Below are 25,532 nucleotides of genomic sequence, written 5' to 3'. Positions count from 1 at the left end.
TTGCCTTATCGTTACCTTGGTATTTGTCTGGCTGGCAACCGAGGTCGCTGTGCTCGTCGAACGGCGGCAGTGTCGGATGCTCGGCGTACGGTGGTGGCATGTGCGGACGCTACGCCCTCGACCAGAGCACGGACGAACTGATCCGCGAGTATGTCGCCGCCGGCGGCGACTACCGCGACTGGCGGCCGGACTGGAACATCGCCCCGACCGACACCGTGCCGGTCATCCGCTCGCACAATGACCGGCGGGAGCTCGCCGCTGTGCGCTGGGGTGCTGTGGCGCAGAGTTCCCCCACCTTCGGCGGTGGCAAGCCGATCATCAATGCCCGGGTCGAAACCGTCGCGACGAACGGCATGTTCCGACAGGGTTTCGCTGCCCACCGCTGCATCGTGCCTGCGCTCGGTTACTACGAGTGGCAGCTGCGACCGGACGGCAAGCAGCCCTTTTTCGTGAACAACGCGGATGCGCACCTGGCGATGGCGGGGATCATCCTTCCGTGGCGCGACCGGAGCAAGGCCGACGACGACCCGGATCGCTGGAGACTCTCAATGGCGATCATCACCATGGATGCCCATGTCACGCCTGGTGAGGTGCACGACCGGATGCCTGCCTTCCTCACCCCGGACAGCTACGACGACTGGCTGGGCGATCACCTCAGCGGTGAGGATCTGCTCCGGCTGATCGACGGCACCTCGCACGAGCAGGCCCACGACCTGCATTACCACCCGGTCTCCCGAGCGGTGAACAGCGTGAAGAACGATGGTCCGGAACTGGTGGAGCCGGTCGAAGAGTAGCCGCCCCTCCGCTCTCGCTGCGCGCGCGTCTCTCGCTTCCGCCTCAACACAAACGAGAGATCTATTCGGCGATCCGCAGCGAAAGGAGGAGGTATTTCCGCAAAGTTGCGGCTTTCTCCTCCTTTCGCTCAGCAGCTGAGACGTCAGACGAGCTCGCGCAGCAGGGCACCCGTCGTCGTCACGGTGGCGAAGCCCCCTCCTGACAGATTGATCGCGGCGATCCGCATCAACTCGTCCGCGCTTGCGCTGCCCTCCTCGCCGGCTGCGCCGACCGTGCCGGCCAGGTCGAAGGTGCGCGTAGCATCCAGCGGAACGATCACCTCGTAGCCCAGGTTGCCGCCCATCCTCGCCGTCGTTTCGACGCACATATTGGTCTGGATGCCGCACAGCACCAACTGCGTTGCCTCGTTCGCCTTCAGCCAGTCACCGAGGTTCGGCTCGCCAAGGAACGCCGAGTTGACACTCTTCACCACCAGCAATTCGGCGCTCGCGTTGGCGGCGACGGGCTTCAGCTGGTTGCCCGGATGGCTGGGGTGAAGTGGCGACTCCGGCGAGACACTGTCATGGCGGACTACCACGATGGTCCCGCCGCGCTCATGCCAGGCGTCGACGAGCGCCGCAATGTTGTCCTCGCACGCTGGGTTGCTGGTCGGCCCCCAATACGGATCGTCGAAGGCGTCCTGCACGTCAATGAGGATGAGCACGGCGGAGTCGGCAATGGTGGTCATGTTCCGATTCAACGCCAAGCGGATGCCGTCTGCAGCAACACTGCTGCCAGCCTGGGTTGAATTCCCGCCAAGGATCAGCTCATCTCGGTCCCGGAATTCGTTGTGGGGCGGGCACGCAGGTGGATGCGTTTGCCCTCCTTGCTGAAGATGGACAACATTTCGACGGGTCCGGTGCCGGTCGCGGACAGCCAATGCGGAATCCGGGTATCGAACTCGGCGGCCTCGCCGGGCCCCAACGTCACCTCCTGGGCACCGATCACGAGCCGTAGGCGTCCGGATAGCACGTACAGCCACTCGTGGCCGTCGTGAACCTTCGGGTCGGGAACCGCGGCGACCCCGGCCGGGTTCGCGGGCAATGTGACTTTGTAGGTCTGCACTGGGCTCGACTCAGGCGAGAGCGTCTCGTACTGGATCTCGCCGATGCGCTTCTTCGTGCGCGACACTCGCGGGTCGGGGGCCGCGCGCGGCACGATGTCGTCGAGTTCGAGCCTCAGCGCTCGCGCTATCGGCACCACGAGTTCGAGGTTGGGTGCACGCTTGCCCGCCTCCAGGCGAGACAGCGTGCTCGATGAAATTCCGGTGGTCCTCGAGAGCTCAGCGAGAGTCATGCTGCGCTTCTCCCGCCAGCTCTTCAGGCGGGGGCCAATGAGGGCGAGAGAGTCGTTCGGCAATGTGGCTCCGTTGTTGCTGATTCGGCATGGATAGTTGCCACAACGGTACCAGCTCGGCACGATGATGGCATGACGAACGACAGGCACCCTTCCGCAGCATCCGCCCCCGGCCCCGCCCACCCGATATCTGACGAGCCCTGGGACGTCATCATCATCGGTGGTGGCAGTGCCGGGCTCAGTGCGGCCCTCATCCTCGCTCGCGCCCGTCGGCGCGTCCTCGTGCTCGACGCGCAGGAGCCACGCAACCGGTTCGCGCCCCACATGCACGGTGTGCTGAGCCGCGACGGCTACTCACCGCTGGACCTGGTGGCGGATGGTTACCGCGAGGTCCGAGCCGTCGACGGGGTGATCGAGAATGCCCGCGTCGTCGAGACTCGTGCGACCGCCGGCGGCTTCGAAGTCGTGACCGACAGCGGCGCCCGCGCCAGCGCACGCCGGCTGATCGTGGCGACCGGAACCCGTGACCAATTGCCCGACATCCGAGGCCTCGCCGAGCAGTGGGGTCGCGGAGTCGTGGCGTGCCCGTACTGCGACGGCCACGAGGCGACCGGTCGCGCGATCGGCGTGCTCGCAGGCTCCGTGATGGGGCTGCACAAGGCGCACATGCTCCGGTCCTACTCCGACGACATCACTGTGTTCACCGCACTTGCGGGGCCCATACCGGATGCCGACAGACTCGTGCTCGAAGAACGGGGAATGCTGCTGGAGGATCGTGCCGTCACGCAGGTCATCACGGATGGCGTCACGCTGACCGGGCTGGGCCTCGCAGACGGCACGGTCGCACCGCTCGACGTGGTGTTCGCTGAGCCAACACCCATCGCGCTGGACGAGCCGCTGAGGCAGCTCGGCGCTGAACGCGCATACACGCCGTTCGGGTCGTGGACAGTCGTCGACGAGTCCGGCAAGACAAGCGTCGAAGGCGTCTGGGCCGTCGGCAACGTCGCCAACCCGGCAGCATTGGTCCCCATTGCGGCAGGCTCCGGCGCTGCCGCGGCCCTCGCCATCAACGGGGAGTTGGTGGCGGAGGAGGTCGCGGCGGCCGCCGATCGGGTCGTCGTCGCAGCATCCGCAACCCTCGACTCATCGATGGGAAGCTGACGACTATGACTGAGTCACAGGATGAAGCGATCACCGACCCGGCCGAGTTCTGGGAGGCCCGCTACACCACCAATCGAGACGAGAGCGGACACGTCTGGAGCGGACGCGTCAACGCGACGGTCGAGCGCGAGGTGACCGGGTTGACCCCTGGCACTGCCCTCGAACTCGGGGCCGGCGAAGGCGCAGACGCGCTGTGGCTCGCAGCCCGGGGCTGGGCCGTGACGGCCATCGACATCTCGGCGACCGCGCTGGCTGTGGGAGAAGCGAAGGCAGCACAGGAAGGGCTGGCCGGACGCATCGACTGGGTACAGGCCGACCTGGCCACGTGGCATCCGTCGGCGGAGTTCGACCTCGTGACGTCCGCGTTCCTGCACTCCCCCGTCGAGTTGCCGCGCGAGGAGATCCTGCGCCGTGCAGCATCGGCAGTGGCACCCAGTGGACGGCTGCTCGTCGTCGGGCACGGAGCGTTCCCGCCCGGGTCGAGCCACGCAGAACACGATCACGATGCCCCGCCCCTGCCCACACCGGACGAGGTTCTGGCGTCGCTCCAACTCCCTAAAGGCTGGATCGTCGAGACCAGCGCGCTCGTCGACAGGCCAGCCACCGGGCGAGACGGGACGACCGTGACCCTCGTCGACACCGTGCTGCGAGTCCAACGGGAACGATAGACAAAGAAAGCCCCGTGTCTCTCAGGAGACACGGGGCTTTTCGGTACACCCCCCGGGACTTGAACCCGGAACCCACTGATTAAGAGTCAGTTGCTCTGCCAATTGAGCTAGAGGTGCTTGGCCGATCGCACGAAATCGCGGACCGGTGAACAAGATTAGCATGAAGGGAGACCCGTCCGAATCACAAGGGAGCCCTACATGGCCAACGCCGAAACCGTACTCGAGAAGGGCCAGCCTGCGCCCACCTTCACGCTCAGCGACCAGGACGGCAATCAGGTATCGCTCTCCGACTACGCCGGCAAGAAAGTCATCGTCTACTTCTACCCCGCCGCAAGCACTCCCGGCTGCACCACCGAGGCCTGCGACTTCCGCGACAACCTGAACTCACTGGCATCCGCCGGCTACCAGGTGCTCGGACTGTCCAAGGATGAACTGCCAGCTCTTAAGAAATTCCAGCAGAACGAGAACCTCAACTTCCCGCTGCTCAGCGACCCGAGCCTCGACGTTCATCACGCGTACGGCACCTACGGCCCCAAGTCGATGTACGGCAGGCTCATCGACGGCACCCGCCGGTCGACCTTCGTGGTCAGCGAGGATGGCACGCTCGAGCTCGCTCTCTACAACGTGAAGGCGACGGGTCACGTCGCCATGCTGCGCAAGAAGCTCGGCCTCGACGCCTAGCGCTGGTCTTCAGCGTCGGTATCGTCGGAGGCGGTGGCGGCCAGCACCGGCTTGGTGAACAGCAGCACCAGCACGACTAGCGACAGGATGATCAGCGGCCAGCCGAGGTCCGGCCGGGGGAAGAGCCCCTGCATGCTGCCCACGCCGATCGAAGCCTGAAGCACCTGCCACACCACGGTCGCCCCGCGCGTCCAGGACCGGCCAAGCATGGTGTGGCGGATGATCGTTGCGAGCCAGATCGCGGCCAGCACCGCGAGCACAAGAATGGCGATCGCCGACGGCAGCGACTGCGGCGTGTCGATCAGCAACTCGATCACGAGGTAAACGACAGCAGCCCCAACGAGCAACAACTCGATGAACAACAGGATCAGCAGAATGACCAGCTGAGGGGGACGTTTCCGGGGCGCGGATGCTCCGTTGAGCGGCACCCCAGTGGGGGGCGTTTTGTCATTCACAGTGAGATCCCATACAAAACCGTTGATTTGCTACAACCGATATGAGAGTCTATTGGAGGTTGATTTAGCGCCTACAAGGCTGTGGGCAAATCCCAGAAAACCTCTTCTTTTCCTTCCCGGAATTTTCTGTACCCCTGTGCGTGGAGAATCGTTTCCCGCACGTTTACCAAAGGAGCATCCACAGCATGGATTGGCGCGACCAAGCAGCTTGCCTTACAGCCGACCCCGAACTCTTCTTCCCGGTCGGGAACACTGGTCCGGCAGTGGACCAGATCGAGAAGGCCAAGACTGTCTGCGGTCGCTGCACCGTCAGTGAGATGTGCCTGCAGTACGCACTCGACACCAACCAGGACTCCGGTGTCTGGGGTGGCCTCAGCGAAGACGAGCGCCGCGCCCTGAAGCGTCGCGCAGCTCGCGCACGCCGCGCCTCCTAAGCATTCCAGCATCCGCTTGGCGCGCTAGTCCTTCTTGGTGAGCCAGTTCAGCGGAATCGAGATCGTCACCTCGGTGCCACTGCCGACCAGCGTGTGCCAGTCGATGGTTCCCCCGAGCTCCCCCTGGATGAGCGTGCGCACGATCTGGGTTCCGAGCCCTGAACCCACTTTGCCCTCCGGCAAGCCGCTGCCGTTGTCCCGCACCTGAACCGTGAGGGTCTCATCCGTTCGCGCCGCGGCGATCTCAACGTTCCCCTCGCGTCCGGCCAGCCCGTGCTCGACGGCGTTGGTCACCAGCTCGGTGAGCGCCAGGGACAGCGGGGTCGCATAGGCGCTCGGCAGCTTGCCGAAACTGCCGGTGAAGGTCGGATGCGCCTTCGTGTTGTGGGTGGACGCCACCTCGGCGATCAGCAGCAGCACTCGCTCGAACACGGCATCGAAATCGACGTTCTGGCTGAGCCCCTCGCTGAGCGTGTCGTGCACCACCGCGATGGCGGCGACCCGTCGCATCGCCTGGTTGAGTGACTCGCGCGCCTCATCCGAGTGCGACCTGCGCGCCTGGATCCGCAGCAGCGACGCGACCGTCTGCAGGTTGTTCTTCACCCGGTGGTGGATCTCCCGGATAGTTGCATCCTTGGTGATCAGCTCCTGCTCCTGGTGCCGCAGCTCGGTGACGTCGCGGCAGAGCACGATCGCGCCGACGCGCTCCCCCTGGTCCCGGATCGGGATCGCCCGCAGTGAGACGGTAACGCCCTTCGACTCGATGTCGGTGCGCCACGGCGCCCGCCCGGTCACCACCAGCGGCAGTGATTCGTCGACCACGAGCTTGCCGGTGAGCAGCGACGTCGTCACTTCGGCCAGCGATTCGCTCTCCAGCTCCCCCGAGAACCCCATGCGGTTGAACGCCGACAGCCCGTTCGGGCTCGCGAAGGTGACATACCCGTCGACGTCCAGGCGAATCAGGCCATCGGATGCCCGTGGCGCGCCCCGACGCGGACCGGTGGGTGCCCCGAGGTCCGGGAAGTCGCCGTCCGCGATCATCCGGAACAGTTCGTTGGCGCACTCGTTGAACGTGAGTTCCTGCCGGCTGGGCATGCGCGCTTCACTGAGGTTGGTGTGCCGGGTGATGACCGCGATCGGATGCTTCGTGGTCTGGGCTCCGCTGGCGGACAGTCTGCGCAGCACCGGCACCGCGCGCACCCGGGTCGGGGTCTCCTCGTACCAGTCCGGGGCCGCGGAGTCGACGATCTGAGAGGACTCGTACGCATCCGTCACCTGCTTCTTCCACTCCGGCTTGATCGGCTGGCCGACGAAGTCCCGGTAGAAGAGGGTGGCGGAGCTGGACGGCCGGGCGTGGGCGACCGCGACGAAGCTGCCATCGACGGTGGGCACCCACAGCACGATGTCGGCGAAGGCCAGGTCGGCGAGCAACTGCCAGTCGCCGATCAGCAGGTGGAGCCACTCGATGTCCGCGTCACTGGAGCGGCCCTGGGCGGTGACGAGTTCGGAGAGGGTGGACACCCGAACAGCCTACGGGGGCGGCTGGGCGCGCGCACATTGAGGATGGCGTCGCCGGGGCCACTACGACAGGCTGTAGCCATGGACGCATCTGCACCGAAACCCGACCGAACGCTGCTCGGAGTCCTGGCCGTCATCGCCGTGCTCGTCGTGGTCGCCGTGGTGGTGGTGTTCACCCGCGGAACGCCGGAACTGCACGACCCGGGTACACCGGAACGCGCCGTGCAGGAGTATGCCGCCGCGGTGATCGACGGTGACTTCGAAGCCGCCCGCGAGTTGTTGGCGCCGGCGCCAGCTGAAGACTGCGTTGATTTCGGGCCCAAGGCGACCGACCTCCGCCTGACCCTGGTCGAGACCCGCGAGCGCGGCGAGACGGCCACCGTCACGGTGCTGGTCGCGTCCGGCTACAGCGGTGGCCCGTTCGGCGGATCCGGCTACGAGTATGAGGAAGCGTTCCAGCTGGAGCACTCCGGCGACGACTGGCTGATTTCGAGCGCCCCGTGGGAGTTCACGGTCTGCCCGAAAGCGGATGCCTCGTGAGCACGGCTGCGGGCGGCGGCGTGCAGACCGTGCGCCGGGTGATCACGTACACCCTCCTGTTCGTCATGGTGGTTACCGCGGCGATCGGCCTGAGCGGGCTCCTCGGACGGCTGCTTGACCTCGAAAATGAACTGATTGACGACTCCTCCGGGCTCGCCCAGTCCCTCGCCTTCACGCTCATCGCCGGGCCGCTGGCAGTGGGACTGTGGTGGCTGGTGTGGCGCGGACTTGCCGACGAGCGGGACCGCGCATCCGTCGCCTGGGCGTTGTACCTGGCGTTCGCCTCGACCGTCGCGTTGATCGTGTCGGCGAGCGCCCTGCTCTCCGCTGGCGCTGCGGTGGCAGGCGGCCGGTGGCTCGCGAGCGAGTTCGCCACGGGTCTGGTCTGGGCGAGCGTCTGGTTCTGGCATCGCTGGATGCTGCGGCATCCGGGCAAGGTACCAACGCGCCTCGGCGGGGTGACACTGGTCGTCGGCTCGTTCTACGGGCTGGCCGTCGGGGTCGGCGCGGCGGTCACCGCGTTCGCTGACCTGCTGACGGCGTCGCCGGATGCGCTGGGAGTCTCCGTGGTCATCGGCAGCCCCTGGTGGCAACCGGTACTGCAGTCACTGGTCTGGGCGCTCGGCGGCGGCCTCATCTGGTGGTGGCATTGGTTCCGCGGCGGTGTGCGGGGGCTGAGCACCGGGTTCGCGCAGGTGGTTCTGGTCGTGGTCACCGGTTTCGGGGCGACGGCCTTGTTCCTGACCGGCGTCGCGGTCACGCTATACGTCGCGCTGCGCCTCGCGTTCGACCCTTCCGATCCGGTTCTCGAACGCATTGACCCGCTCGGGTTCGCTGTCTCCGCCGCGCTGATCGGCGCACTGGTGTGGCACTACCACCGCGGCATTGTCGCGCGCCACGTCGCACCGGTACGCCAGGCGACCACGCTGGTAGCCTCCGGTATTTCGCTGGCTGCCGCAGCATCCGGTGTCGGCGTGATCGTGAACTCGCTCCTGGCGGCGATCGGCACGCCCCTCGCCGAGGAAGGGCTGCGCGCACTCCTGCTCGGCGGCGTGAGCGCGCTGGTTGTCGGCGGTCCGGCCTGGTGGCTGTTCTGGAAGCCGCTCTCCCAGGACGACCAGCGCACGACGACCGGTCGGCGGGTGTACCTGGTGGCCGTTTTCGGCGTCAGCGCGCTGGTCGCCCTCATCACCCTGATCCTGATCGCGTTCCGGCTGTTCGAGCTCGGCCTCGCCGACGTCAGTGGCGAGAGCGTTCTCGACCGGGTGCGCGCGCCCGTCGGGTTGCTCGCCGCGACGCTGCTGGTCGCCGGGTATCACTTCGCCGTCTGGAGGCGCGCCCAACGGAACGCTGAACCGATCGGCCCTGCAGCTTCCGCCATCCGCCAGGTGATCCTGGTGACCGGGTCGGACCCTGAGCCGCTTCGGCGCTGGATCGACGACACCATCGGCGCCTCCGTCACCGTCTGGGCGCGGGCGGATGCTGCGGTCAGCACCGTGGGCACGGATCAGCTGGCGGCTGCACTGGAGGGCGTCAGTGCACGCCGGGTGCTCGTCGTGATCGGTGCTGGCGACAAACTGGAGGTTGTGCCCCTGGAGGGTTGAACCTGGGGATGCTCAGCCGGCCTTGACCAGACGACCCAGCCAGTTGCGTCGTGGTGCCGCCACCGGCGGTGGGAGGATCCGTGCGGTGACCAGCTCTCCGATCGCCACCCGAGCCGGGCTCTTCGCGGCGGTGTCGAGTAGGGTCTTGCCGCTCAGGATGGCAGCGTCGAGCGCAACCTGGTCGTGGGGAACCATCACCGGCGAGGTGATACCGCCGAAGCGTTCCAGCGAGCTGCTCACCTGGGCTGCCGGGCTCGGGCCGATCGCTCCGGTGCGCACCTTGTTCATCACGACAGTGACCCGGTCGGTGACGACCGTCTCGACCAGGTCGACGTGCGCGCGGAGGAATCGGGAGAGCCCGACCGGGTCGGCCGCTCCCACCGCGACGACGTGATCTGCTTCTCGCAGTGCCGCGATGGTTGCCGCGTTGCGGCGCGGGGCGTGCAGGTCGCTGGAGATCTCCTCGTCGTTCTCCAGGCTGAAGCCGGTGTCGACCACCGTGTAGTCCACCCAGTTGCGGCACTCGCGCAAGGTCGACACGACGCGAGCCGCAGACAGTTCCGGCCAACGGCTCGGACGGCCGATGCCGGTGAGCACCCAGAAACTGCCGTGGGCGGACAGGTAGCGCTGCCCGATCCGCTCCAGTTGCTGCAGGTCGAGGCCGCCGGCACCGGCCAGGCGGCAGGCAGCGGCGAATCCGGGCGCCTCGTCGAGAAGCCCGAGGGTCGGGGCGACCGACCCGCTGTGGGTGTCGACGTCGGCGAGCGCAACGGTGTGCCCGGCAGCAGCGAGTTCAGCCGCCAGGTTGACAGCAATGGTGGTCCGCCCGGGCGACCCGGCCGGGCCCCAGACGACGATGACCTGGCCCACCAAGTCGACCAGAGGCGGCGCGGTGTGCAACCCGTCGCCGCGCAGGGCCTCCTCCACGGCGTCCCATCCCGCCTCGGCCAGCACCACCTCCTGCAGCCCCAGTGCCGCCGCGAACCGCGACCCCTCGTCGCCCTCGGCGAGGGCGACCAGGCGGATGCCCTGCGCATCCGCCTCCACCATCAGCCGATCGGTGAGGTAGCGGGGCTCGGCCGCGACCAGTGCGCGCTCCGCACCGGACAGCGCGAGAACGGATGCCAGCTCGTCGGCACTGTCGCAGCGGGCAACCACCTCATGTCCGTGCCTGACCAGCTCGGCGTTGACCCGATCTTCGACCGCAACGGGGACGGCAATCGCGAGCGCGCTCATCGTCAGCCCTTCGCCGACGCGGTCATCGGGAGGTTCACCGGCACCAGCGAGAGCGCATCCGCATTGGCCAATGCCTCGAGCATCCGTGCGGTGCGATTGCGGGGCACCAGCAGTTCGACGCTGACGGCGGCGGAGCCGGCGATGATGCTGTCCGACTCGATCACCTGCACCACGGTGGCCGCCGGGACGAGAACGGATGGCGGGCCGAACAGCCCGGAGTCGCCTTCCCGAGCCGCCCAGACGTCGACCACGGAACCCGCATCGACGGATCGCGGCAACTGGGTGGTCACGGCGATGACGACGGATGCCAGCCGCTGCCCGGCCGTGCTGCCCACCGCCGACGACGGCACCAGTTCGCCCTCGGCGATGGTGCGGGTGACGATCAGCCCGTCGGACGGGATCGCATCCGCGTCCAGGTACTTGCCGGTGACCGTACCCAGCCGGACGCTCTGCTCGACCAGGTCATCCGCGCCGATGCGGTCGCCGACACTGAGCACGGCGCGGGCGGCGTAGACGGTGGTCGTCTGGTCCGCGGATGCGACGACCACGAGTACGCCGGCAACGGAAGCCACGACCAACACGATGCCGATCGCGAAGCGGGGATCGAACCAGAACGAGCGCGGCGTTCGTTCGCGTTGTTCGGCTTTGGGTGTCATCCGTCGTCTCCATCGGTCGTGTCTGCCGTGTCGGTTAATGGTTACGGTCGTTCGCGCTGCGCGGGAAAGTTATCCACAGCCCGGCACTGGATGGGCGCGCTCGCGCACAATAGAGGCATGGATGAGAACGGCACCGAGGGCGCAGACCTCGCGGGTGTTGGGGCGCTGGGGCGTTTCCTGACGCTGGCGGACACTGCGGAGATCCTCAACATCTCTGCCGGCCAGGCGTATGCCCTGGTGCGTTCTGGCGAGCTCCCGGCGATCAAGATCGGTGCCGGCGGACATTGGCGTGTCGAGCGGATGGTGCTCGAGACGTACATCCAGGCGATGTACGAGGAGTCGCGGCGCATGAGCCTGTGGAACCAGTCCGACTTCGGCAACGTGACCGAGTTCTCCCGCGGCTGACCATCGGCAACCAGCGCCTGAGCGAATCCCGCTTCCTGAACTCGCCGAAGGGACAGCCGCTGGCGAGCTCAGAGCCGGACCAGCCGCAGTTGCGCGAGCGGCACGATGCGGTGCTGCTTCACCTCGGACTCCCGCCTCGGCGCGTCCCTCTCGTGCAGCGCCAGGTCGACGTGGTCCCTGCCGACCCGGTCGATGGTTCCGTGAATGGTGCCGGTGAGCAGTTCGAGGTCGAGGGCCTGGCGCCGCCGGCACAGGTCGCGCAGCACGAACGCGAGGCTCAAGCGCGCCGAGAGTTCGCGAGGACCAGATCCGCCGTCCGTCGAGGTGAGGCTGCCGGCCACCTGCTCCGGTCGCAGCACAATCCCGCTGACCCCGGCGAGCGGAATGATGCATTGCCGACGGCTCGAGGAATCGTCGAGCAGGTCGGCGGAGAGCCAGTCCTTGCCGAGAGCGACCGGATGCACCACGATCGGCTGTCCGTCGGCAAGCAGCAGGCGGATGGTGTAGTCCTCCCCCGCAGATTCGGCACCGTGCAGCGCCGCCAGCCGGTCGCGGATGGACATCCTCCCCAGCCGCAGCCGCTCTTCTTCTGCCCGCAGGTCGATGTCTTCCGCAGTCAGCTCGTGCTCGAGTTGGCTCTCCAGGTCGTCAAACAGGTTGTCCCATCGCATGGAGTGAACGTATCGAGCGGGTGCGACACCGGGGCGAGGTTATCCACAGCCCCGAAATGGGGGCGTGGACTATTCCTCGAAACACTGGTTGAGTCACATCCGAGTCGGACCGCCCCCATTCGGGGGTAGACGCCATCCGCGCCCGGCCCGCTTCCTCTCTACTGGAAAGTGACCTGATGAGCGCTGCGTCGACCGCCACTGCCACCGTTACGCTCAGCAGCCGGGCAACCAGCCTCCCCAGCAAGGTCATCCACGCCCCGTTCCAGTCGGACGAGTTCTTCGGGCGGCAGCCGACCACGACCTCGACGCTTCCCGACCCGACCCCGCTGCTGGAGAACCTCACCCGGTGCGTCATTGAGATCCTCGCGGGCGCCCGCGAACTGGAGCAGATCTCGCGCTGGGTGAGTGATGAGGTGTATCGGCACCTTCTCAAGCGCGTCGTCTTGTCGGCGCGGGCCAGGCGAGCACGTAATCAGCCGGTGGCCCGGCCGAATTTCGCTATCGGCTCGACTGTCTTCAGCGAGCCGAAGGACGGGATTGTCGAAGCCGTGGTCATTGTTCGCGGGCGGGCGAGGACCCGCGCGGTGGCGATTCGCCTCGAGGGCCTCGACAGCCGCTGGCGCGCGACAGCCATCAACGTGCTGTAACTTCTCTCGATACTCTGCAGTCGGCCGGCTCCACCGAACACCTACTTCTTGGCGCGCTTCTCCTGCGCACGACGCTCGGCCCGGTTGATCGGGGCCGCTCCCCCACCACCGGTGTTCTGCCCGAACGCGCCACGCGCTGCCGGCTGCTCGGCCTGCGCCGTCTTGCCCTGCTGGGTGCTGAAGGCCGGGCTGACGGCATCCGCTGCCTTCTGCGCCTTCGCGGTTGACGCCTGGTCGAGTTGTCCGCGTTGGTTGCGCACCTCGACACCACCGGCTTCTGCCGGAGCCGAGTAGCTGAGCTTGGTTGCCGGCGTGGTGTTACCGGTCAGCCCCTTCGCGGCGACGATCGGGGCCGCGGCGGTGGTTCCGCCCTGCGTGACCTCGACCTCCAGGTTGAACATGAACCCGATGGTCTCCTCGCGGATCTGGCCCATCATGGTCTGGTACATCACGAAACCCTCGCGCTGGTACTCGACCAGCGGGTCGCGCTGTGCCATCGCACGAAGGCCGATGCCGTCCTTCAGGTAGTCCATCTCGTAGAGGTGGTCGCGCCAGCGGCGGTCGATCACCGAGAGGACGACGCGGCGTTCCAGTTCGCGCATGGCCGGCTCGCCTAGCGTGTCGGTGCGCTTCTGGTAGGCGACCTTCGCGTCGGAGAGGATCTCGTTGCCCAGGAAGTCGCGGGTCACCCGACCGCGCGATCCGGCCTCGCTAAGCACCTCGTCGATGGAGATGGACACCGGGTACAGGGTGCGCAGCTCGGTCCAGAGGGCGTCCAGGTCCCAGTCGTCGGCGTGGCCCTCGGCGGTGTGCTCGTCCATGAGCTCGTTCAGCACGTCGTCGAGGAACTTCTGCACGCGGTCCTGCAGGTCATCACCCTCGAGGATGTGACGGCGGTCACCGTAGATCGCCTCGCGCTGGCGGTTCAGGACGTCGTCGTACTTGAGCACGTTCTTGCGGATCTCCGCGTTGCGAGACTCCACCTGCGACTGGGCACTGCGGATGGCTCGACTCACGACCTTCGACTCGATGGCCAGGTCGTCCGGAACGTTGCTACGACCCATCAGTGCTTCGGCTGCGCCGGAGTTGAACAGGCGCATCAGGTCATCCGTCAGTGACAGGTAGAAGCGGCTCTCGCCGGGGTCGCCCTGACGTCCGGACCGACCACGCAGCTGGTTGTCGATACGACGGGACTCGTGGCGCTCGGTGCCGAGCACGTAGAGACCACCGACCTCGATGACCTTGTCTGCCTCGTGCTTGACTTCGGCGGTGACGCGCTCGAATACCGGGTCCCACTCCTCCTCGTACTCCTCCGGCGTTTCGGCCGGGCTGAGGCCCTGCCGGTTGAGCTCGGAGACTGCGAGGAACTCGGCGTTTCCACCGAGCATGATGTCGGTTCCACGGCCGGCCATGTTGGTGGCGACGGTGACGGAGCCGAGACGCCCGGCCTGGGCGACGATCGCGGCCTCACGGGCGTGGTTCTTCGCGTTCAGCACTTCGTGGCGCACTCCGCGCTTGGCGAGCAGGCGAGACAGGTACTCGCTCTTCTCCACCGATGTGGTTCCGACGAGTACCGGCTGGCCCTTCTCGTGGCGCTTCACGATGTCTTCGACGACCTGGCCGAACTTGGCCTCCTCGTTCTTGTACACGAGGTCCGACTTGTCCATGCGAACCATCGGCTTGTTGGTCGGGATCTGCACGACCCCGATCTTGTAGGTGCTCATGAACTCGGCAGCCTCGGTCTCGGCCGTACCGGTCATGCCGGAGAGCTTCTTGTAGAGGCGGAAGTAGTTCTGCAGGGTCACGGTGGCGAGGGTCTGGTTCTCTGCCTTGACCGCGACACCCTCCTTGGCCTCGATCGCCTGGTGGATGCCCTCGTTGTAGCGGCGGCCCATCAGGATGCGGCCGGTGTGCTCGTCGACGATCAGCACTTCGCCGTTCATGACGACGTAGTCCTTGTCCTTCTTGAACAGGGCGGATGCCTTGATCGAGTTGTTGAGGAACGAGATCAGTGGCGTGTTGGCCGACTCGTACAGGTTGTCGATGCCGAGGTAGTCTTCAACCTTCTCGATGCCGGGCTCCAGCACGCCGACGGTGCGCTTCTTCTCGTCAACTTCGTAGTCGACATCCGGAACCAGTCGCTTCGCCAGGTTCGCGAACTCGGCGAACCAACGGTTGGCCTCCCCTGAGGATGGGCCGGAGATGATGAGCGGCGTGCGGGCCTCGTCGATGAGGATGGAGTCGACCTCGTCGACGATGGCGAAGTGGTGGCCGCGCTGCACCATGTCGCTGGCCTGCCAGGCCATGTTGTCGCGCAGGTAGTCGAAGCCGAACTCATTGTTGGTGCCGTAGGTGATGTCGGCGGCGTACTGCTCGCGGCGGTCGGCGGGGGTTTGGCCGGAGACGATGCATCCGGTGGTCATGCCGAGGGCGCGGAAGATGCGGCCCATCAGTTCTGACTGGTAGCTGGCCAGGTAGTCGTTGACGGTGATGACGTGAACACCGCGGGAAGTGATCGCGTTCAGGTAGGCGGCAAGGGTTGCGACCAGGGTCTTACCTTCACCGGTCTTCATCTCGGCGATGTTGCCGAGGTGGAGGGCTGCCCCACCCATCAGCTGCACGTCGAAGTGGCGCATGCCGAGGGTGCGCTTGGCGGCCTCACGCACGGCGGCAAACGCTTCGGGCAGCAAGTCGTCGAGCGACTCGCCGTTCGAGTAGCGTTCGCGCAGCTCCACGGTCTCGTTGCGGAGCTCGTCGTCGGTCAGTTCGGTGAAGTCGTCTTCGAGTTGGTTCACGGCTGCGGCATAGCGCTGCAGCCTGCGGAGGGTGCGACCCTCGCCGACACGAAGGACTCGCTCTAGAACATTGGCCACCGATTAACTCCAATTTGTTTCGGGTCCACGCCTCGAGATGGCGTACGGGCCGTTAAGGCACCAGCTAAACCGTAGCAATCCTAGCTGCGCGATGGGTCCGGACGAGCGCAGGCAGGTCAGTAATTGAGTCGAGCTGGTGGCTCGCCGGGTGGAAGACGCGCTCGGTGGCCTGACCGGCGAACTTACCGGTTCGCACCTGCACGGTTGTTGCCCCCATCCTCTGTCCCAGCGCAATATCCGAGGTCGCGTCGTCCCCGACTACCCAGATGGCGTCGACCGGCAGCTCTCCAGAAGAGTGCCCGAAAGATGCCACGGCGAGTTCCCCGAACTCAGGGGACGGCTTGCCCAGCACGAGGGCAGACTGCCCGCTCGCGTACTCGAGTGCGGCCACGATCGCGCCGGTGTCGAGGTGCGGGCCATCCTCAGCGATCAGGTATCGGCCTTTTTGCAATGCCAGCAGGACTGCGCCGGCCTCCAGGGCGCGGAAAGCCTCGTCAAGCATCGGGTAATTCAGCACGTCCCGGCAATCGCCCACCAGCACGTGTGTCACCTCCTGCCCATCCTGAATGGGCAGGAACTCGCCCCGCACTGCCTCAGTGGCCACAGTCAGCACGGCGGCTCCCGGTCGCCTGGCGAAGTACTCCCTGGCTGCCGTCGTTGGCAGGAAGAGTTCACCGTCCCGAATGTCGAATCCGCGAGCCCGCAATCGGCCGAGCACATCGCCCTCTGTCCGCGAGTCGATGTTCGACAGGAAGCGAAGCGGGCATCCGATGGCTCGCAGCTCTGCGATTGCCTCGACCGCTCCAGGCACGGTGCCGTCGCCGCCGTACAGGGTGCCTTCGATATCACAAAGGATGACTGGAAGTGTGCTCTGTGCTTTCTGTACCTGATGCATGGTCATGACACGGCGGGGAGACCCTTCGGTCTCCCCGCCGACCTCTCCGTTCGGTGAACTAACGTCGCTTGCCTCCTCCGGAGGCGACATTCGCCAGCTCGGTGTCGGTGTCGAGGCCGATGACACCGTAGTCCCAGCCCTTGCGCCGGTAGACCACGCTCGGGCGGTCGGTTTCGGCGTCAATGAACAGGTAGAAGTCGTGGCCGACCAACTCCATCCGGTACAGGGCGTCGTCGACCGTCATCGGCTGGGCCGCGAAGACCTTCTTGCGGATGACGACCGGGCTCCACGGCTCTTCCGCCGGTTCGGCGTTCTGGATCGGAATCGACCCTGTGCGCACCTTCTCCATCAACTCGGGTGCAGCAGGGGTGATATCGACGACACCGAACCCACCGGAGCTCGCCTCGTGCAGCGACGTCGGCCGATGCTGCCCGCGATGGACCTTCTGGCGGTCCTTCATCCGACGAACCCGCTGGATGAGTTTGTCGAGTGCCAGGTCGAAGGCGACGTACTTGTCTGAGCCGGTGGACTCCGCCCGAACGAGCGGTCCGGGCCCAACCAGGGTCAACTCCACCCGGTCGTCCCCCGCGGTGCCGTTCTTCTCGTTGTGGCGGCTGACCCGGATCTGGAAAGCCTGGGCCTTCTCTGCCAGATGGGCGATCTTCTCGGACTTCTCCGTCGCATAATCACGGAATCGATCGGTGATACCTACATTGCGTCCGTTGATGGAAATTTCCATGGCGTCCTCCCAGTTCCCTTGCGACGCGCCGCCCGCGGAACTTGGGCGTTGTGCGCGCCTCTTTTGCCTACCGTAGACCGCCACCCTGTGGAAGTCACTAGTTGGTCACGAAGATGAGGGATGACGGGGAAAGAGGCGTGCGGTGTGAGCCAGCGTTGCCGCACAAACGACCTGTCCGCCGGCCTCGCGGATCGCCCGCGACGCCTCGCTGAGGGTTGCACCGGTGGTCATGACATCGTCGACCAGGATGAAGGTGCGGCCGCCCAGCGCGGATTCGGCGTGCAGCGATCCGGCCAGGTTGACAGACCGTGATTCGAGATTCAGGGACTTCTGCTGCAGCGTGCTGCGAGAGGGGCGGAGGACGGCGGAGGACGCGAAACCGGCCTTCCGCACGAGCAACGCCACCGGGTCGTAGCCCCGGCGACGGAACGACGAGCGCGAGGGTGGAACCAGCGCGAGTTCTGGTGACGGAATGCCGGCCGGTAGTTCGGCGGCAGCCTGGAGCGCAGCCTTCAGCGGTGCGGCCAGGGCGCTGGCGACATCCGTTCTGCCCTGTTCTTTCAGGGCCAGGATGACCTGCCGCACGGTACCGGAATAGTCGAGTGCGCTGACCACCGGCGTGCCGTCCGGCAGCCGGTGCCACGCCGGGTCGGGAGCGAGGCGGATGCGGCAGCCGGCACAGAGCGCACGGTCGGGGCGCGCGCACCCGGCGCAGTCGATGGGCATGAGGACTGCCCACGCGTCCAGGAGGGCGTCGCGCACTGCGGATGCAAGCATCCGACCATGCTCGCCGCAGCCGCACGCCCACGGCAGCCGCGCGTCAGCTCGGAGCACAGCTCGCGTTCCGTCCCGCTGGGGAGGGCTGTCGAAAGTGAAGGAGTTTGGCCCAAAAAGCGCGCGTTCGGCGACAGACGCGCACGCGCGGCGCGATTCTCCTTCGTTTTCGGTACGGGTCAGCGCTGCGTGGCGATGAGGGCGACCTCCGCGCTGCTCTGCCAGCCGCTGCCCCGCCGCACCGAGACGACGCCGTCGGCGCTGAGCACCCGCAGGCTCGCCTCGCTGTTGCCGCCGACAATCGCGACGGCCGCCCCCGGGTTGCCGAGGTCGGTGTGCTTGCCGCCCACCTGCAGCCCGGTGACCTCCATCGCTCCGCCCACGCTGGAGAGGGTCGCGACCGTCAGCTCGTCCATCCAGGTGGCGTCGATCGCGGTCCCGCTGTCGACGATCAGGTCGACCCGCGGTTCGCTGCCCAGCGAGACCGGCACGAAGTCCTGGTTCTGGTCACGGATGATGGACGCCACCACGAGACGCGTTCCGGCGTTCGTCGCCAGCAGCGCCGCAATGCGCGTGCCGTCCCGCGCCACCTCGAGCGAGACGATCTCGCCATCCGCGGGCAGGGTCGTCTGCACCTCGAATTGGTTGCCGTCCAGGTCGGTGACGCGGATGCTGCCCGGCGCCGACCGCTGCACGGTCCAGATGTAGCCGTAGCCGTCGAGCGTGGGCGCGATCAGCCCGGGACGGGCGTCGACCAGCAGCGGGTCCTCCGCGGTGGTGCGCACCATGTAGACACCGCCGGCCCCCAGCGTCGCCGCCACCGTTCCGCTGGCATCGAGCGTGACCTCGGTCGGGTTCGTGGCGACGACCTTCTGGCTCAGCCCGTCGATCTCGGTGACCCGGTTGTTGGCCAGGTAACCGAATTCGCCCTCCCGGAGCACCAGCATCCGGCTGTCCACCTGGGGGCGCAGTTGCGGGGCTGATGGGCCGAGCGGCGGGATGGTCAGCGGGGTTCCGCCGACGCTGAGCTCCAGGCTGGTGATGCTGGCCACCTGGCCGAGGCTCGCCTCCAGCTGCACCCGCATGAGCTGGCGCTGCGCCTCGTTCGCCGCGAGCGCCTCCTCGGTGAGGTCGATGGACGCCACCTCCGCCTCGACGGCGACGCGCCTGGGTGAACTCAGCTGGGTGCCGTCGGGGAACGCGGTTCCCACTGCGCCCTGCAGCCAGGGCGGCGGTCCGTTCAGCAGGGCGGTGACGATGCGGGTGGCCGCGGTACCGGCCGGGAACCAGCGGAGGTCGGGCACCAGGGTCTGCCTGGTCGGGTCGAGGAAGTAGAGGGTGTGCTTCTTGAACAGCTCAGTGAAGGTTGCGGAGCGGAGGACGATGCCGTTCGGCGCGGCGCTGATGCGCCACTCCCCGTCTTCCTGCACGAACTCGAACACCAGCGCCTGGGGGGCCGACGCGTATGCGGTGTACATGCCGTCGCGATCGACGACTGCTGACACCACGATGTTGTACTCCATCGAGGCATCGCCCAGCCGCTCGATGTCGGTGTTCCCGGTGCGGATGAGCACGCTTTCCCGCGGCTCCCACTCCTCGGCGAGCTCGGAGCTGAGGAACTGGCGGGCGATGTCGTAGTTGCCCGAGCCGCTGTGCGCGTCGATGAAGCCGCCGAGGATCATCTCCTGGTCGGCCCCGGCGACAGGCCCCTCCGGGACCACCTCCGAGGCTGCGAGCTCCTGCTCGGTGACCTCCCGCCCGGTCAGCACAGGCCCATCGGTCGGGATGGTCACGCAGGATGAGAGTGCCATGGCGGCCAGGGTGAGGCCGGCCATCAGGCCGAGCCGTCGCATCCGCCTGTTCAGTTTCGCGCTAGTCATCGCCGGCCTCCGGGAGTGGTGCGCTGTCACTCGGCGGCAGGTCGAGCGGCGAGGAGAGGATGAGCACCCCAGGCTGCCTGGGCAGGGTCAGCCGGAAGCAGGTTCCGTTCGCAGGCTCGGACCACACCTCGAGGGTGCCGTCGTGCAGCGCGGCGTCCTCCAGGGCGATCGCCAGCCCCAGCCCGGTGCCGCCGATGGTTCGCTGGCGCGACGGGTCGGCACGCCAGAAGCGGTCGAACACGCGGCTGACCTGCGCCTCGCTCATCCCGATCCCGTAGTCGCGCACGGTGATCGCGACAGCCGTCTGGTTGCTGTCGACGGTCACCACGATCGGATTGCCCTCACCATGCTCGATGGCGTTGCCGAGCAGGTTGCGCAGGATGCGACGGATGCGACGTGGGTCGACGTCCGCCTCGAAGTACCCACCGGGGGCCACCAGTCTCAGGTCGGAGCCGCGCTCGCTCGCCAGCAAGCGCATGCCCTCGACGGCGTCTTCGACCAGCCCGACGATGCTGGTCGGCTCCAGCTCGAGCTCGACAGCGCCGGCGTCGTAGCGGCTGATCTCGAGCAGGTCGGCCAGCAGCACCTCGAAACGCTGCACCTGTGTGTGCAGGAGTTCGGCGGTGCGCGCCGTGGTGGGGCTGAAGTCTGCGCGTTGGTCGTAGAGCACATCACCGGCCAGCCGGATGGTGGTGAGGGGTGTTCTCAGCTCGTGCGAGACATCCGAAACGAAACGTTGCTGCACCCGCGAAAGCTCCGCCAGCCGGGTGATCTTCTGCTGCAGGCTGTCGGCCATCCCGTTGAACGACCGCGCGAGGATCGCCAGGACGTCTTCGCCGCGAACCGGGATGCGTTGCTCCAGCTGGCCGGCCGCGAGGCGCTCACTGGTTTCTGCCGCCAGCCGAACGGGTGCGACCACCAGGCGCACCACGTAGTAGGTGACGGCACCGATCAGCAGCACCAGCGACAGCAACCCGATGGCGAGCGTCTGCTGCACGAACCCGAGGGTGGCGTTCGACTCGCTCAGGTCGTAGACGAGGTAGAGCTCGTACTGCCCGGCCGTCGGCACCTCGACCACCGAACCGGCGACCAGCCCCGGCGCGCCAGACGGCAGCGTCACCGATTGCAGGTGGACGCGGTCGCCTCCTTCGGCGACGGCATCGCGCAGTTCGGGTGTCAGCACCTGGCGCGGGAAATCCTGGGTCTGGGTGGTGGTCATCGACCTCGTGGTGGTCTGTCCCGGCGTGCGGAGGATCGTGTACCCGGTGGTGCCCGGGCTCGCCGTGGTCGACAGGATGCTTCCCTGCACAGCGAACGCGAGCTGCTCCAGGTCGACCTGGCCCGGGTCCTCCACCGTGAGCGCCGTGGTGAAAAGCTCCTGGGCGACGAGCGTCGCACGCACGTGCTCGGTCTCCACCGTCTCGCGACGGGAGCTGAACAGGTTGTCGCCGATGACCACCGACATGTAGCCGCCGATCACGGTGACGGCGAGGCCGGAGAGCACCACGGCGATCGCGACGGTACGAAACTGCAGCGAAGTGCGCCAGATGCGACTGGCTCCACGAAGGAACCGGCTCCAGCGCACACCGAGCAGGGTGGGCGAGAACCTAACTGCCTGCGCCTGCACGATAACCGACCCCGCGCACGGTCATCACGATGGTGGGGTTGTCGGGGTCTTCCTCCACTTTCGCCCGAAGCCGCTGCACGTGCACGTTCACCAGCCGGGTGTCGGCCTTGTAGTGGTAGCCCCACACCTGCTCGAGCAGCATCTCGCGCGTGAACACCTGCTGCGGCTTGAGGGCGAGCGCCAGCAGCAGCTCGAATTCGAGCGGTGTCAGGTTGATCTTCTGCTCACCTCGCCGTACCTCGTGCCCCGGCACGTCGAGGATGAGGTCGCCGATGGTGAGCACGTCGGTCGAGACTTCGGGGGTGGGACGCAGGCGGGTGCGGATGCGTGCCACCAGTTCCTTGGGATTGAACGGCTTGACGACGTAATCGTCTGCTCCGCTTTCCAGGCCGCGCACGACATCCGCTGTATCGGACTTGGCGGTCAGCATGATGATGGGGACACCGGATTCGGCGCGGATCTCGGCGCACACCTCGATGCCGTTCTTGCCCGGCAGCATCAGGTCGAGCAGTACGAGGTCGGGCTTCGATTGCTGGAATGCAGCCAGGGCTTCGCTGCCGTCAGCGCAGAAGGACGGTTCGAACCCCTCCGTGCGAAGCACGATGCCGATCATCTCGGCAAGGGCGGTGTCGTCGTCAACAACCAGAATGCGCGCGTTCATCGTCCCGTCTTCGGTCCTGCACCCCCGATTCGGGCCCGGAGGTGCTTTGGCACAAGAGTAGCCGAGTGTGAAAGCATACGACTGACGTTCGTTGCCCGCACGAACGCGGCGAAGGGGTGCGCGTGAGCGACGAGCAGGACTGGAAACCACCGGTATTCACCGAAACACCCGGTTCACCGGAGGGGGCGTTCGTCCCACCGGTCGCGCCGACACCCGCTTCCAGCAGGCCGTACGGGCCTCCCGCCGCCCAGCCTGCCGCTCCGACATACGCACAGCCACAGCCCGCACAGCCGGTCTACGGGCAGGCACCGGCTGCCGGCTGGACTGCCCCGCCGAAGCCAGGGCTCATCCCACTGCGACCGCTCACCCTCGGTGTCATCCTGGGCGCCTCCTTCCAGGTCTTGCGGCGCAACCCTCGCCCGACGTTCGGCTTCGCGCTGGCCATCCAGTCGGCGATCATGCTGCTCACCCTGGTGATCACCGGCCTGGTGACCTTCGCGGCGCTGTCCCGCGTGGTCACCGCCTCGACGACGGATGTGGATGAGGTGGGCGCCGGCGCGCTCGCGATCATCGTGTTGTCCACCCTCATCCCCGGTGTTTTGTCGCTCGTCGCGGCTGCCCTCGTGCAGGGCATCCTGATGCTGGAGATCCAGCGAGCCACCCTCGGCGAGAAGTTGAAGCTGAAGCAGCTCTGGGCACGCGCCCGTGGCCGTCTGGGCGCATTGGTGGGGTGGATGTTCCTTCTCACCGCAGCACTCCTGGTCGCGATCGCCGTGCTGGTGCTGCTCATCGTGCTGCTGGCGGCGCTCGGCACCGTCGGCGTCGCCCTCGCTGTCGTGGTCGGCATCTTCGGTGGCGGTGCGCTTCTGGCCGCCGCGGTGTGGGTCGGAACCAAGGTCTCCCTGGTGCCCAGCGTGCTGATGGGCGAGCGGCCCGGCCTGAGGGACGCCATCGCGCGGTCCTGGTCGCTGGTCGGTGGCTACTTCTGGCGCACCTTCGGCATCCAGCTGCTGGTGGCCACCATCCTCAGCGTTGCCATGCAGGTGGTCACGGTTCCGATCCAGTTGCTCGCGCCGATGGCGGTCTTCCTCATCGACCCGAACGGCACCATGGGCCCGGTCACGGTCATCATCCTGGGTGCGCTCTACCTGCTGTCGATCCTGGTCATCCTGGTGTTGTCGTCGATCGTGCTGGTGGTGCAGTCGGCAGCGACCGGGCTGATCTACATCGACCTGCGGATGCGTAAGGAGGGTCTCGACCTCGACCTGGCCCGCTTCGTGGAAGAGCGCAGCGCCGGGCAGAACCCCGCCGACCCTTACCTGATGGGCCACCCGGCGGCAGGTCCGTCTTCGCAGCCGATCCCGCCGCAGAGCGACTCCCCCTGGACATGATCCCCGGGACCCTGTCTGGGAAGGCGCCGGCTGATGTTCCGGTCGACCCGAACGCCGATGAGGCGCGTAATTGGATTCTCGACGAGCTGAGCGAGCCCCGCTACGAGGCTGCGAAGCCGACCTGGTTCGACCAGCTGTCATCCGCCTTCCTTGACTGGCTGGGGTCACTGCTGGACGGCGCCAGCGGAGCGCCATCGGGGCTGCTGCTGGCGATCGTCGTCGTGATCATCGTCGCCGCGCTGGTCGCGGCGTTCCTCATTTTCGGCATGCCGGCGCTGAACCGGCGCAGCGCGGTCAGCGGCTCCCTGTTCGGCACCGATGACGACCGCAGTGCCGAGGCGATGCGACGGGCAGCGGATGCCGCGGCATCCGCCGGCGACTGGACGCTGGCCATCGAAGAGGCATACCGGGCGATCGCGCGCGGGCTCGCCGAACGCACCATCCTGGCGACCACGCCGGGCACCACCGCCCACGGTTTTGCCGCCAGGGCCGGCGCCGCCTTCCCCGCGCTCGCTGCGAACCTGGCCGCCGCGGCCGACACCTTCGACCGGGTCCGCTACCTGGGGAAGCCGGGCTCCGAGGCGGAGTACCGCGCCGTCGCCGCGCTCGAGATCCAGCTGCGGTCCGCGCGCGTTCCCCTTCCGGCGGTGACCAGATGACCGTCGTCACCCCCACCGTGCAGTCGTCACTGAAGCGCACGGCGTTCTGGTCCATCGCCGCCGTGCTCGCCGTTCTGGTCGCCGCCGTGATCCTGACCGTTCGCGGCGCCACCGTGCCCGATGGGGTGTTCCTGTCGGCGACCAACCCCGCGCCCGGCGGCGCGATGGCCGTCGTCGAGGTGCTCCGCGACCAGGGAGTGAGCGTCGAGGTCGTCGCAACGCAGCGCGAGGCCAGCGACGCGCTCGCGGGGGCGGATGCCACCCTGCTGCTTCACGACGCCGGCGGCTATCTCGAACCGGAGCACCTGCACGACCTCAGCACGCGGGCCGGCCACACGGTGCTGGTGGAGCCGGCCTTCCAGCAACTGCGTGAGGTCACGCCCGAGATCGGCGCGGCCGGAGCCGTCGAGGGCACCCTGGCCGCGGACTGCGACGTGCCCGCTGTCGAGCGCGCCGGCAGCGTGCTGGGTGACGGAAGCGGCTATCGCGTGATCGGTTCCGTCGACACGCCAGAGTTCGAGCACGCCGAGTCGTGCCTGGGCAGCGGGGACGACGTCTACTCCCTGCTGCAATTCGAAGGCGACGGGCGCACGGTGACGGTGCTCGGAGCATCCACTGCCCTCAGCAATGAGCACGTAGCCGAACTCGGCAACGCCGCGCTCGCGCTGGGCCTGCTCGGCGAGAACCCCACGCTCGTCTGGTACCAACCCACGCTCGCCGACGTCGCCGGGAGTACAGCGACCATCGCCGACCTGACGCCGGCCTGGCTCAGCGCCGTGCTGGCCCTGCTATTCCTGGTCGTGATCGCGGCCGGCGTCTGGAAGGGCAGGCGGATGGGGCCGCTGGTCGTCGAGCACCTCCCGGTGACCGTGCCATCCAACGAGACCATGGACGGCCGCGCGCGGCTGTACCAGAAGGCATCCGCCCGCCTGCGCGCGCTGGACGCCCTCCGCGTCGGGACCGTATCAAGGCTCGCCACCACCTGCGGGCTGCCGCGCACGGCAAGCGTCGCCGAGGTGGCTGCCGTCACGGCATCCGTCACCGGGCGGAACCTGCACGAAGTGCGGTGGCTGCTGCTGGAGGCCGAACCCGCAACCGACCGCGACCTGATCCAGCTGTCCGACGACCTGATGATGCTCGAGAAGACCGCCACCCACCACGCCACAGGTGGTACCGCCCGCCAGCCGACCAACCCGGGAGAATGAACGCATGACACTAGAGCAACCC

Annotated in this window: 26 protein-coding genes and 1 tRNA gene; 12 read left to right on the top strand and 15 right to left on the bottom strand. The window is 67.2% G+C overall.

Going from position 1 to position 25,532, the window contains the following annotated elements; translation table 11 throughout:
* The first annotated feature begins 98 nt into the window (after positions 1 to 98).
* Positions 99 to 794, top strand: coding sequence for an SOS response-associated peptidase (locus ACX3PH_RS05395; RefSeq protein ID WP_459090194.1), 696 nt, complete (start codon positions 99 to 101; stop codon positions 792 to 794).
* 143 nt (positions 795 to 937) lie between these two features.
* On the opposite strand, the gene ACX3PH_RS05390 is transcribed toward ACX3PH_RS05395, so the two are convergent.
* Positions 938 to 1,522, bottom strand: coding sequence for a cysteine hydrolase family protein (locus ACX3PH_RS05390; protein WP_459090192.1), 585 nt, complete (start codon positions 1,520 to 1,522; stop codon positions 938 to 940).
* 74 nt (positions 1,523 to 1,596) lie between these two features.
* Positions 1,597 to 2,193, bottom strand: coding sequence for a helix-turn-helix domain-containing protein (locus tag ACX3PH_RS05385; RefSeq protein WP_459090190.1), 597 nt, complete (start codon positions 2,191 to 2,193; stop codon positions 1,597 to 1,599).
* A 69-nt stretch (positions 2,194 to 2,262) separates the two neighbouring features.
* Between ACX3PH_RS05385 and ACX3PH_RS05380 the strand changes: the two genes are divergently transcribed.
* Complete coding sequence (locus ACX3PH_RS05380) at positions 2,263 to 3,291, top strand: NAD(P)/FAD-dependent oxidoreductase (protein WP_459090188.1); 1,029 nt, start codon at positions 2,263 to 2,265, stop codon at positions 3,289 to 3,291.
* A gap of 5 nt (positions 3,292 to 3,296) precedes the next feature.
* A complete protein-coding gene (locus tag ACX3PH_RS05375) occupies positions 3,297 to 3,959 on the top strand; it encodes an SAM-dependent methyltransferase (protein WP_459090186.1) in 663 nt (220 codons plus the stop codon).
* A gap of 44 nt (positions 3,960 to 4,003) precedes the next feature.
* Here ACX3PH_RS05375 and ACX3PH_RS05370 read toward each other — a convergent pair.
* Positions 4,004 to 4,076: transfer RNA gene (locus ACX3PH_RS05370), tRNA-Lys, on the bottom strand.
* A gap of 81 nt (positions 4,077 to 4,157) precedes the next feature.
* On the opposite strand from ACX3PH_RS05370, the gene bcp reads away from it, so the two are divergent.
* A complete protein-coding gene (gene bcp, locus ACX3PH_RS05365; RefSeq protein WP_459090184.1) occupies positions 4,158 to 4,640 on the top strand; it encodes a thioredoxin-dependent thiol peroxidase in 483 nt (160 codons plus the stop codon).
* Here bcp and ACX3PH_RS05360 read toward each other — a convergent pair.
* Entirely contained in the window at positions 4,637 to 5,095 is a 459-nt protein-coding gene (locus tag ACX3PH_RS05360) for a hypothetical protein (RefSeq protein WP_459090182.1), read from the bottom strand. The genes bcp and ACX3PH_RS05360 overlap by 4 nt on opposite strands.
* 185 nt (positions 5,096 to 5,280) lie before the next feature.
* On the opposite strand from ACX3PH_RS05360, the gene ACX3PH_RS05355 reads away from it, so the two are divergent.
* On the top strand, positions 5,281 to 5,529 hold the full coding sequence (locus ACX3PH_RS05355; RefSeq protein ID WP_459090180.1) for a WhiB family transcriptional regulator: 249 nt from the start codon (positions 5,281 to 5,283) through the stop codon (positions 5,527 to 5,529).
* A gap of 24 nt (positions 5,530 to 5,553) precedes the next feature.
* Here ACX3PH_RS05355 and ACX3PH_RS05350 read toward each other — a convergent pair whose 3' ends face one another.
* On the bottom strand, positions 5,554 to 7,050 hold the full coding sequence (locus ACX3PH_RS05350; protein ID WP_459090178.1) for a sensor histidine kinase: 1,497 nt from the start codon (positions 7,048 to 7,050) through the stop codon (positions 5,554 to 5,556).
* 78 nt (positions 7,051 to 7,128) lie between these two features.
* Between ACX3PH_RS05350 and ACX3PH_RS05345 the strand changes: the two genes are divergently transcribed.
* Positions 7,129 to 7,587 carry a nuclear transport factor 2 family protein gene (locus ACX3PH_RS05345; RefSeq protein WP_459090176.1) on the top strand — a complete coding sequence of 153 codons (459 nt, stop codon included), beginning with the start codon at positions 7,129 to 7,131 and terminating at the stop codon, positions 7,585 to 7,587.
* Entirely contained in the window at positions 7,584 to 9,191 is a 1,608-nt protein-coding gene (locus tag ACX3PH_RS05340; protein WP_459090174.1) for a DUF5671 domain-containing protein, read from the top strand. Before ACX3PH_RS05345 ends, ACX3PH_RS05340 begins: the two co-directional genes overlap by 4 nt.
* 12 nt (positions 9,192 to 9,203) lie before the next feature.
* On the opposite strand, the gene ACX3PH_RS05335 is transcribed toward ACX3PH_RS05340, so the two are convergent.
* On the bottom strand, positions 9,204 to 10,427 hold the full coding sequence (locus ACX3PH_RS05335; protein WP_459090172.1) for an AAA family ATPase: 1,224 nt from the start codon (positions 10,425 to 10,427) through the stop codon (positions 9,204 to 9,206).
* A gap of 2 nt (positions 10,428 to 10,429) precedes the next feature.
* Positions 10,430 to 11,083 (bottom strand): SAF domain-containing protein, encoded by a 654-nt coding sequence (locus ACX3PH_RS05330; RefSeq protein WP_459090170.1) that lies wholly within the window; start codon positions 11,081 to 11,083, stop codon positions 10,430 to 10,432.
* 117 nt (positions 11,084 to 11,200) lie between these two features.
* Between ACX3PH_RS05330 and ACX3PH_RS05325 the strand changes: the two genes are divergently transcribed.
* The gene (locus ACX3PH_RS05325; RefSeq protein ID WP_459090168.1) at positions 11,201 to 11,488 is read left to right on the top strand and encodes a helix-turn-helix domain-containing protein; all 288 of its coding nucleotides are present in this window, start codon (positions 11,201 to 11,203) and stop codon (positions 11,486 to 11,488) included.
* Positions 11,489 to 11,556: 68 nt separating this feature from the next.
* Here ACX3PH_RS05325 and ACX3PH_RS05320 read toward each other — a convergent pair whose 3' ends face one another.
* On the bottom strand, positions 11,557 to 12,159 hold the full coding sequence (locus tag ACX3PH_RS05320) for a hypothetical protein (protein WP_459090166.1): 603 nt from the start codon (positions 12,157 to 12,159) through the stop codon (positions 11,557 to 11,559).
* A 176-nt stretch (positions 12,160 to 12,335) separates the two neighbouring features.
* On the opposite strand from ACX3PH_RS05320, the gene ACX3PH_RS05315 reads away from it, so the two are divergent.
* Complete coding sequence (locus ACX3PH_RS05315) at positions 12,336 to 12,806, top strand: Rv3235 family protein (RefSeq protein ID WP_459090164.1); 471 nt, start codon at positions 12,336 to 12,338, stop codon at positions 12,804 to 12,806.
* A 41-nt stretch (positions 12,807 to 12,847) separates the two neighbouring features.
* Here the strand turns inward: ACX3PH_RS05315 and secA are convergent, their stop codons facing one another.
* The 7 genes from secA to mtrA form a co-directional block, all read right to left on the bottom strand.
* Positions 12,848 to 15,679, bottom strand: a complete 2,832-nt coding sequence (secA, locus tag ACX3PH_RS05310; RefSeq protein ID WP_459090162.1) for a preprotein translocase subunit SecA — start codon at positions 15,677 to 15,679, stop codon at positions 12,848 to 12,850.
* Between the two features lie 64 nt (positions 15,680 to 15,743).
* Positions 15,744 to 16,580, bottom strand: coding sequence for an HAD-IIA family hydrolase (locus ACX3PH_RS05305; RefSeq protein ID WP_459090160.1), 837 nt, complete (start codon positions 16,578 to 16,580; stop codon positions 15,744 to 15,746).
* 52 nt (positions 16,581 to 16,632) lie between these two features.
* Complete coding sequence (hpf, locus tag ACX3PH_RS05300) at positions 16,633 to 17,313, bottom strand: ribosome hibernation-promoting factor, HPF/YfiA family (RefSeq protein ID WP_459090158.1); 681 nt, start codon at positions 17,311 to 17,313, stop codon at positions 16,633 to 16,635.
* Positions 17,314 to 17,418: 105 nt separating this feature from the next.
* Complete coding sequence (locus tag ACX3PH_RS05295) at positions 17,419 to 18,090, bottom strand: ComF family protein (protein WP_459090156.1); 672 nt, start codon at positions 18,088 to 18,090, stop codon at positions 17,419 to 17,421.
* A 176-nt stretch (positions 18,091 to 18,266) separates the two neighbouring features.
* A complete protein-coding gene (locus ACX3PH_RS05290) occupies positions 18,267 to 19,967 on the bottom strand; it encodes a GerMN domain-containing protein (RefSeq protein WP_459090154.1) in 1,701 nt (566 codons plus the stop codon).
* The gene (gene mtrB, locus ACX3PH_RS05285; protein WP_459090152.1) at positions 19,960 to 21,594 is read right to left on the bottom strand and encodes an MtrAB system histidine kinase MtrB; all 1,635 of its coding nucleotides are present in this window, start codon (positions 21,592 to 21,594) and stop codon (positions 19,960 to 19,962) included. The genes ACX3PH_RS05290 and mtrB overlap by 8 nt, the downstream gene beginning before the upstream one ends.
* On the bottom strand, positions 21,575 to 22,255 hold the full coding sequence (mtrA, locus tag ACX3PH_RS05280; RefSeq protein ID WP_459090150.1) for an MtrAB system response regulator MtrA: 681 nt from the start codon (positions 22,253 to 22,255) through the stop codon (positions 21,575 to 21,577). Before mtrA ends, mtrB begins: the two co-directional genes overlap by 20 nt.
* A gap of 122 nt (positions 22,256 to 22,377) precedes the next feature.
* On the opposite strand from mtrA, the gene ACX3PH_RS05275 reads away from it, so the two are divergent.
* From ACX3PH_RS05275 to ACX3PH_RS05265, 3 genes are read left to right on the top strand one after another with little or no spacing between them, the layout of a single operon-like run.
* Positions 22,378 to 23,646 carry a hypothetical protein gene (locus ACX3PH_RS05275; RefSeq protein WP_459090148.1) on the top strand — a complete coding sequence of 423 codons (1,269 nt, stop codon included), beginning with the start codon at positions 22,378 to 22,380 and terminating at the stop codon, positions 23,644 to 23,646.
* Positions 23,643 to 24,305: a DUF4129 domain-containing protein gene (locus tag ACX3PH_RS05270; protein ID WP_459090146.1), complete on the top strand. Its 663-nt coding sequence runs from the start codon at positions 23,643 to 23,645 to the stop codon at positions 24,303 to 24,305. Before ACX3PH_RS05275 ends, ACX3PH_RS05270 begins: the two co-directional genes overlap by 4 nt.
* Positions 24,302 to 25,510, top strand: a complete 1,209-nt coding sequence (locus ACX3PH_RS05265; protein WP_459090144.1) for a DUF4350 domain-containing protein — start codon at positions 24,302 to 24,304, stop codon at positions 25,508 to 25,510. The genes ACX3PH_RS05270 and ACX3PH_RS05265 overlap by 4 nt, the downstream gene beginning before the upstream one ends.
* Positions 25,511 to 25,532 lie beyond the last annotated feature (22 nt).

Source organism: Homoserinimonas sp. A520 (assembly GCF_054489245.1).
This window is presented reverse-complemented; position numbering and strand designations above follow the sequence as displayed.

What these genes read in the sequence shown, in the direction of transcription:
- ACX3PH_RS05305 (WP_459090160.1), bottom strand. Translation starts at nt 16,580, where the DNA reads ATGACCATGCATCAGGTACAGAAAGCACAGAGCACACTTCCAGTCATC.
- ACX3PH_RS05325 (WP_459090168.1), top strand. Translation starts at nt 11,201, where the DNA reads ATGGATGAGAACGGCACCGAGGGCGCAGACCTCGCGGGTGTTGGGGCG.
- bcp (WP_459090184.1), top strand. Translation starts at nt 4,158, where the DNA reads ATGGCCAACGCCGAAACCGTACTCGAGAAGGGCCAGCCTGCGCCCACC.
- ACX3PH_RS05345 (WP_459090176.1), top strand. Translation starts at nt 7,129, where the DNA reads ATGGACGCATCTGCACCGAAACCCGACCGAACGCTGCTCGGAGTCCTG.
- ACX3PH_RS05315 (WP_459090164.1), top strand. Translation starts at nt 12,336, where the DNA reads ATGAGCGCTGCGTCGACCGCCACTGCCACCGTTACGCTCAGCAGCCGG.
- ACX3PH_RS05270 (WP_459090146.1), top strand. Translation starts at nt 23,643, where the DNA reads ATGATCCCCGGGACCCTGTCTGGGAAGGCGCCGGCTGATGTTCCGGTC.
- mtrA (WP_459090150.1), bottom strand. Translation starts at nt 22,255, where the DNA reads ATGAACGCGCGCATTCTGGTTGTTGACGACGACACCGCCCTTGCCGAG.
- ACX3PH_RS05380 (WP_459090188.1), top strand. Translation starts at nt 2,263, where the DNA reads ATGACGAACGACAGGCACCCTTCCGCAGCATCCGCCCCCGGCCCCGCC.
- ACX3PH_RS05355 (WP_459090180.1), top strand. Translation starts at nt 5,281, where the DNA reads ATGGATTGGCGCGACCAAGCAGCTTGCCTTACAGCCGACCCCGAACTC.
- ACX3PH_RS05265 (WP_459090144.1), top strand. Translation starts at nt 24,302, where the DNA reads ATGACCGTCGTCACCCCCACCGTGCAGTCGTCACTGAAGCGCACGGCG.
- ACX3PH_RS05375 (WP_459090186.1), top strand. Translation starts at nt 3,297, where the DNA reads ATGACTGAGTCACAGGATGAAGCGATCACCGACCCGGCCGAGTTCTGG.
- ACX3PH_RS05330 (WP_459090170.1), bottom strand. Translation starts at nt 11,083, where the DNA reads ATGACACCCAAAGCCGAACAACGCGAACGAACGCCGCGCTCGTTCTGG.
- ACX3PH_RS05335 (WP_459090172.1), bottom strand. Translation starts at nt 10,427, where the DNA reads ATGAGCGCGCTCGCGATTGCCGTCCCCGTTGCGGTCGAAGATCGGGTC.
- ACX3PH_RS05395 (WP_459090194.1), top strand. Translation starts at nt 99, where the DNA reads ATGTGCGGACGCTACGCCCTCGACCAGAGCACGGACGAACTGATCCGC.
- hpf (WP_459090158.1), bottom strand. Translation starts at nt 17,313, where the DNA reads ATGGAAATTTCCATCAACGGACGCAATGTAGGTATCACCGATCGATTC.
- ACX3PH_RS05295 (WP_459090156.1), bottom strand. Translation starts at nt 18,090, where the DNA reads ATGCTTGCATCCGCAGTGCGCGACGCCCTCCTGGACGCGTGGGCAGTC.
- ACX3PH_RS05320 (WP_459090166.1), bottom strand. Translation starts at nt 12,159, where the DNA reads ATGCGATGGGACAACCTGTTTGACGACCTGGAGAGCCAACTCGAGCAC.
- ACX3PH_RS05290 (WP_459090154.1), bottom strand. Translation starts at nt 19,967, where the DNA reads ATGACTAGCGCGAAACTGAACAGGCGGATGCGACGGCTCGGCCTGATG.
- ACX3PH_RS05390 (WP_459090192.1), bottom strand. Translation starts at nt 1,522, where the DNA reads ATGACCACCATTGCCGACTCCGCCGTGCTCATCCTCATTGACGTGCAG.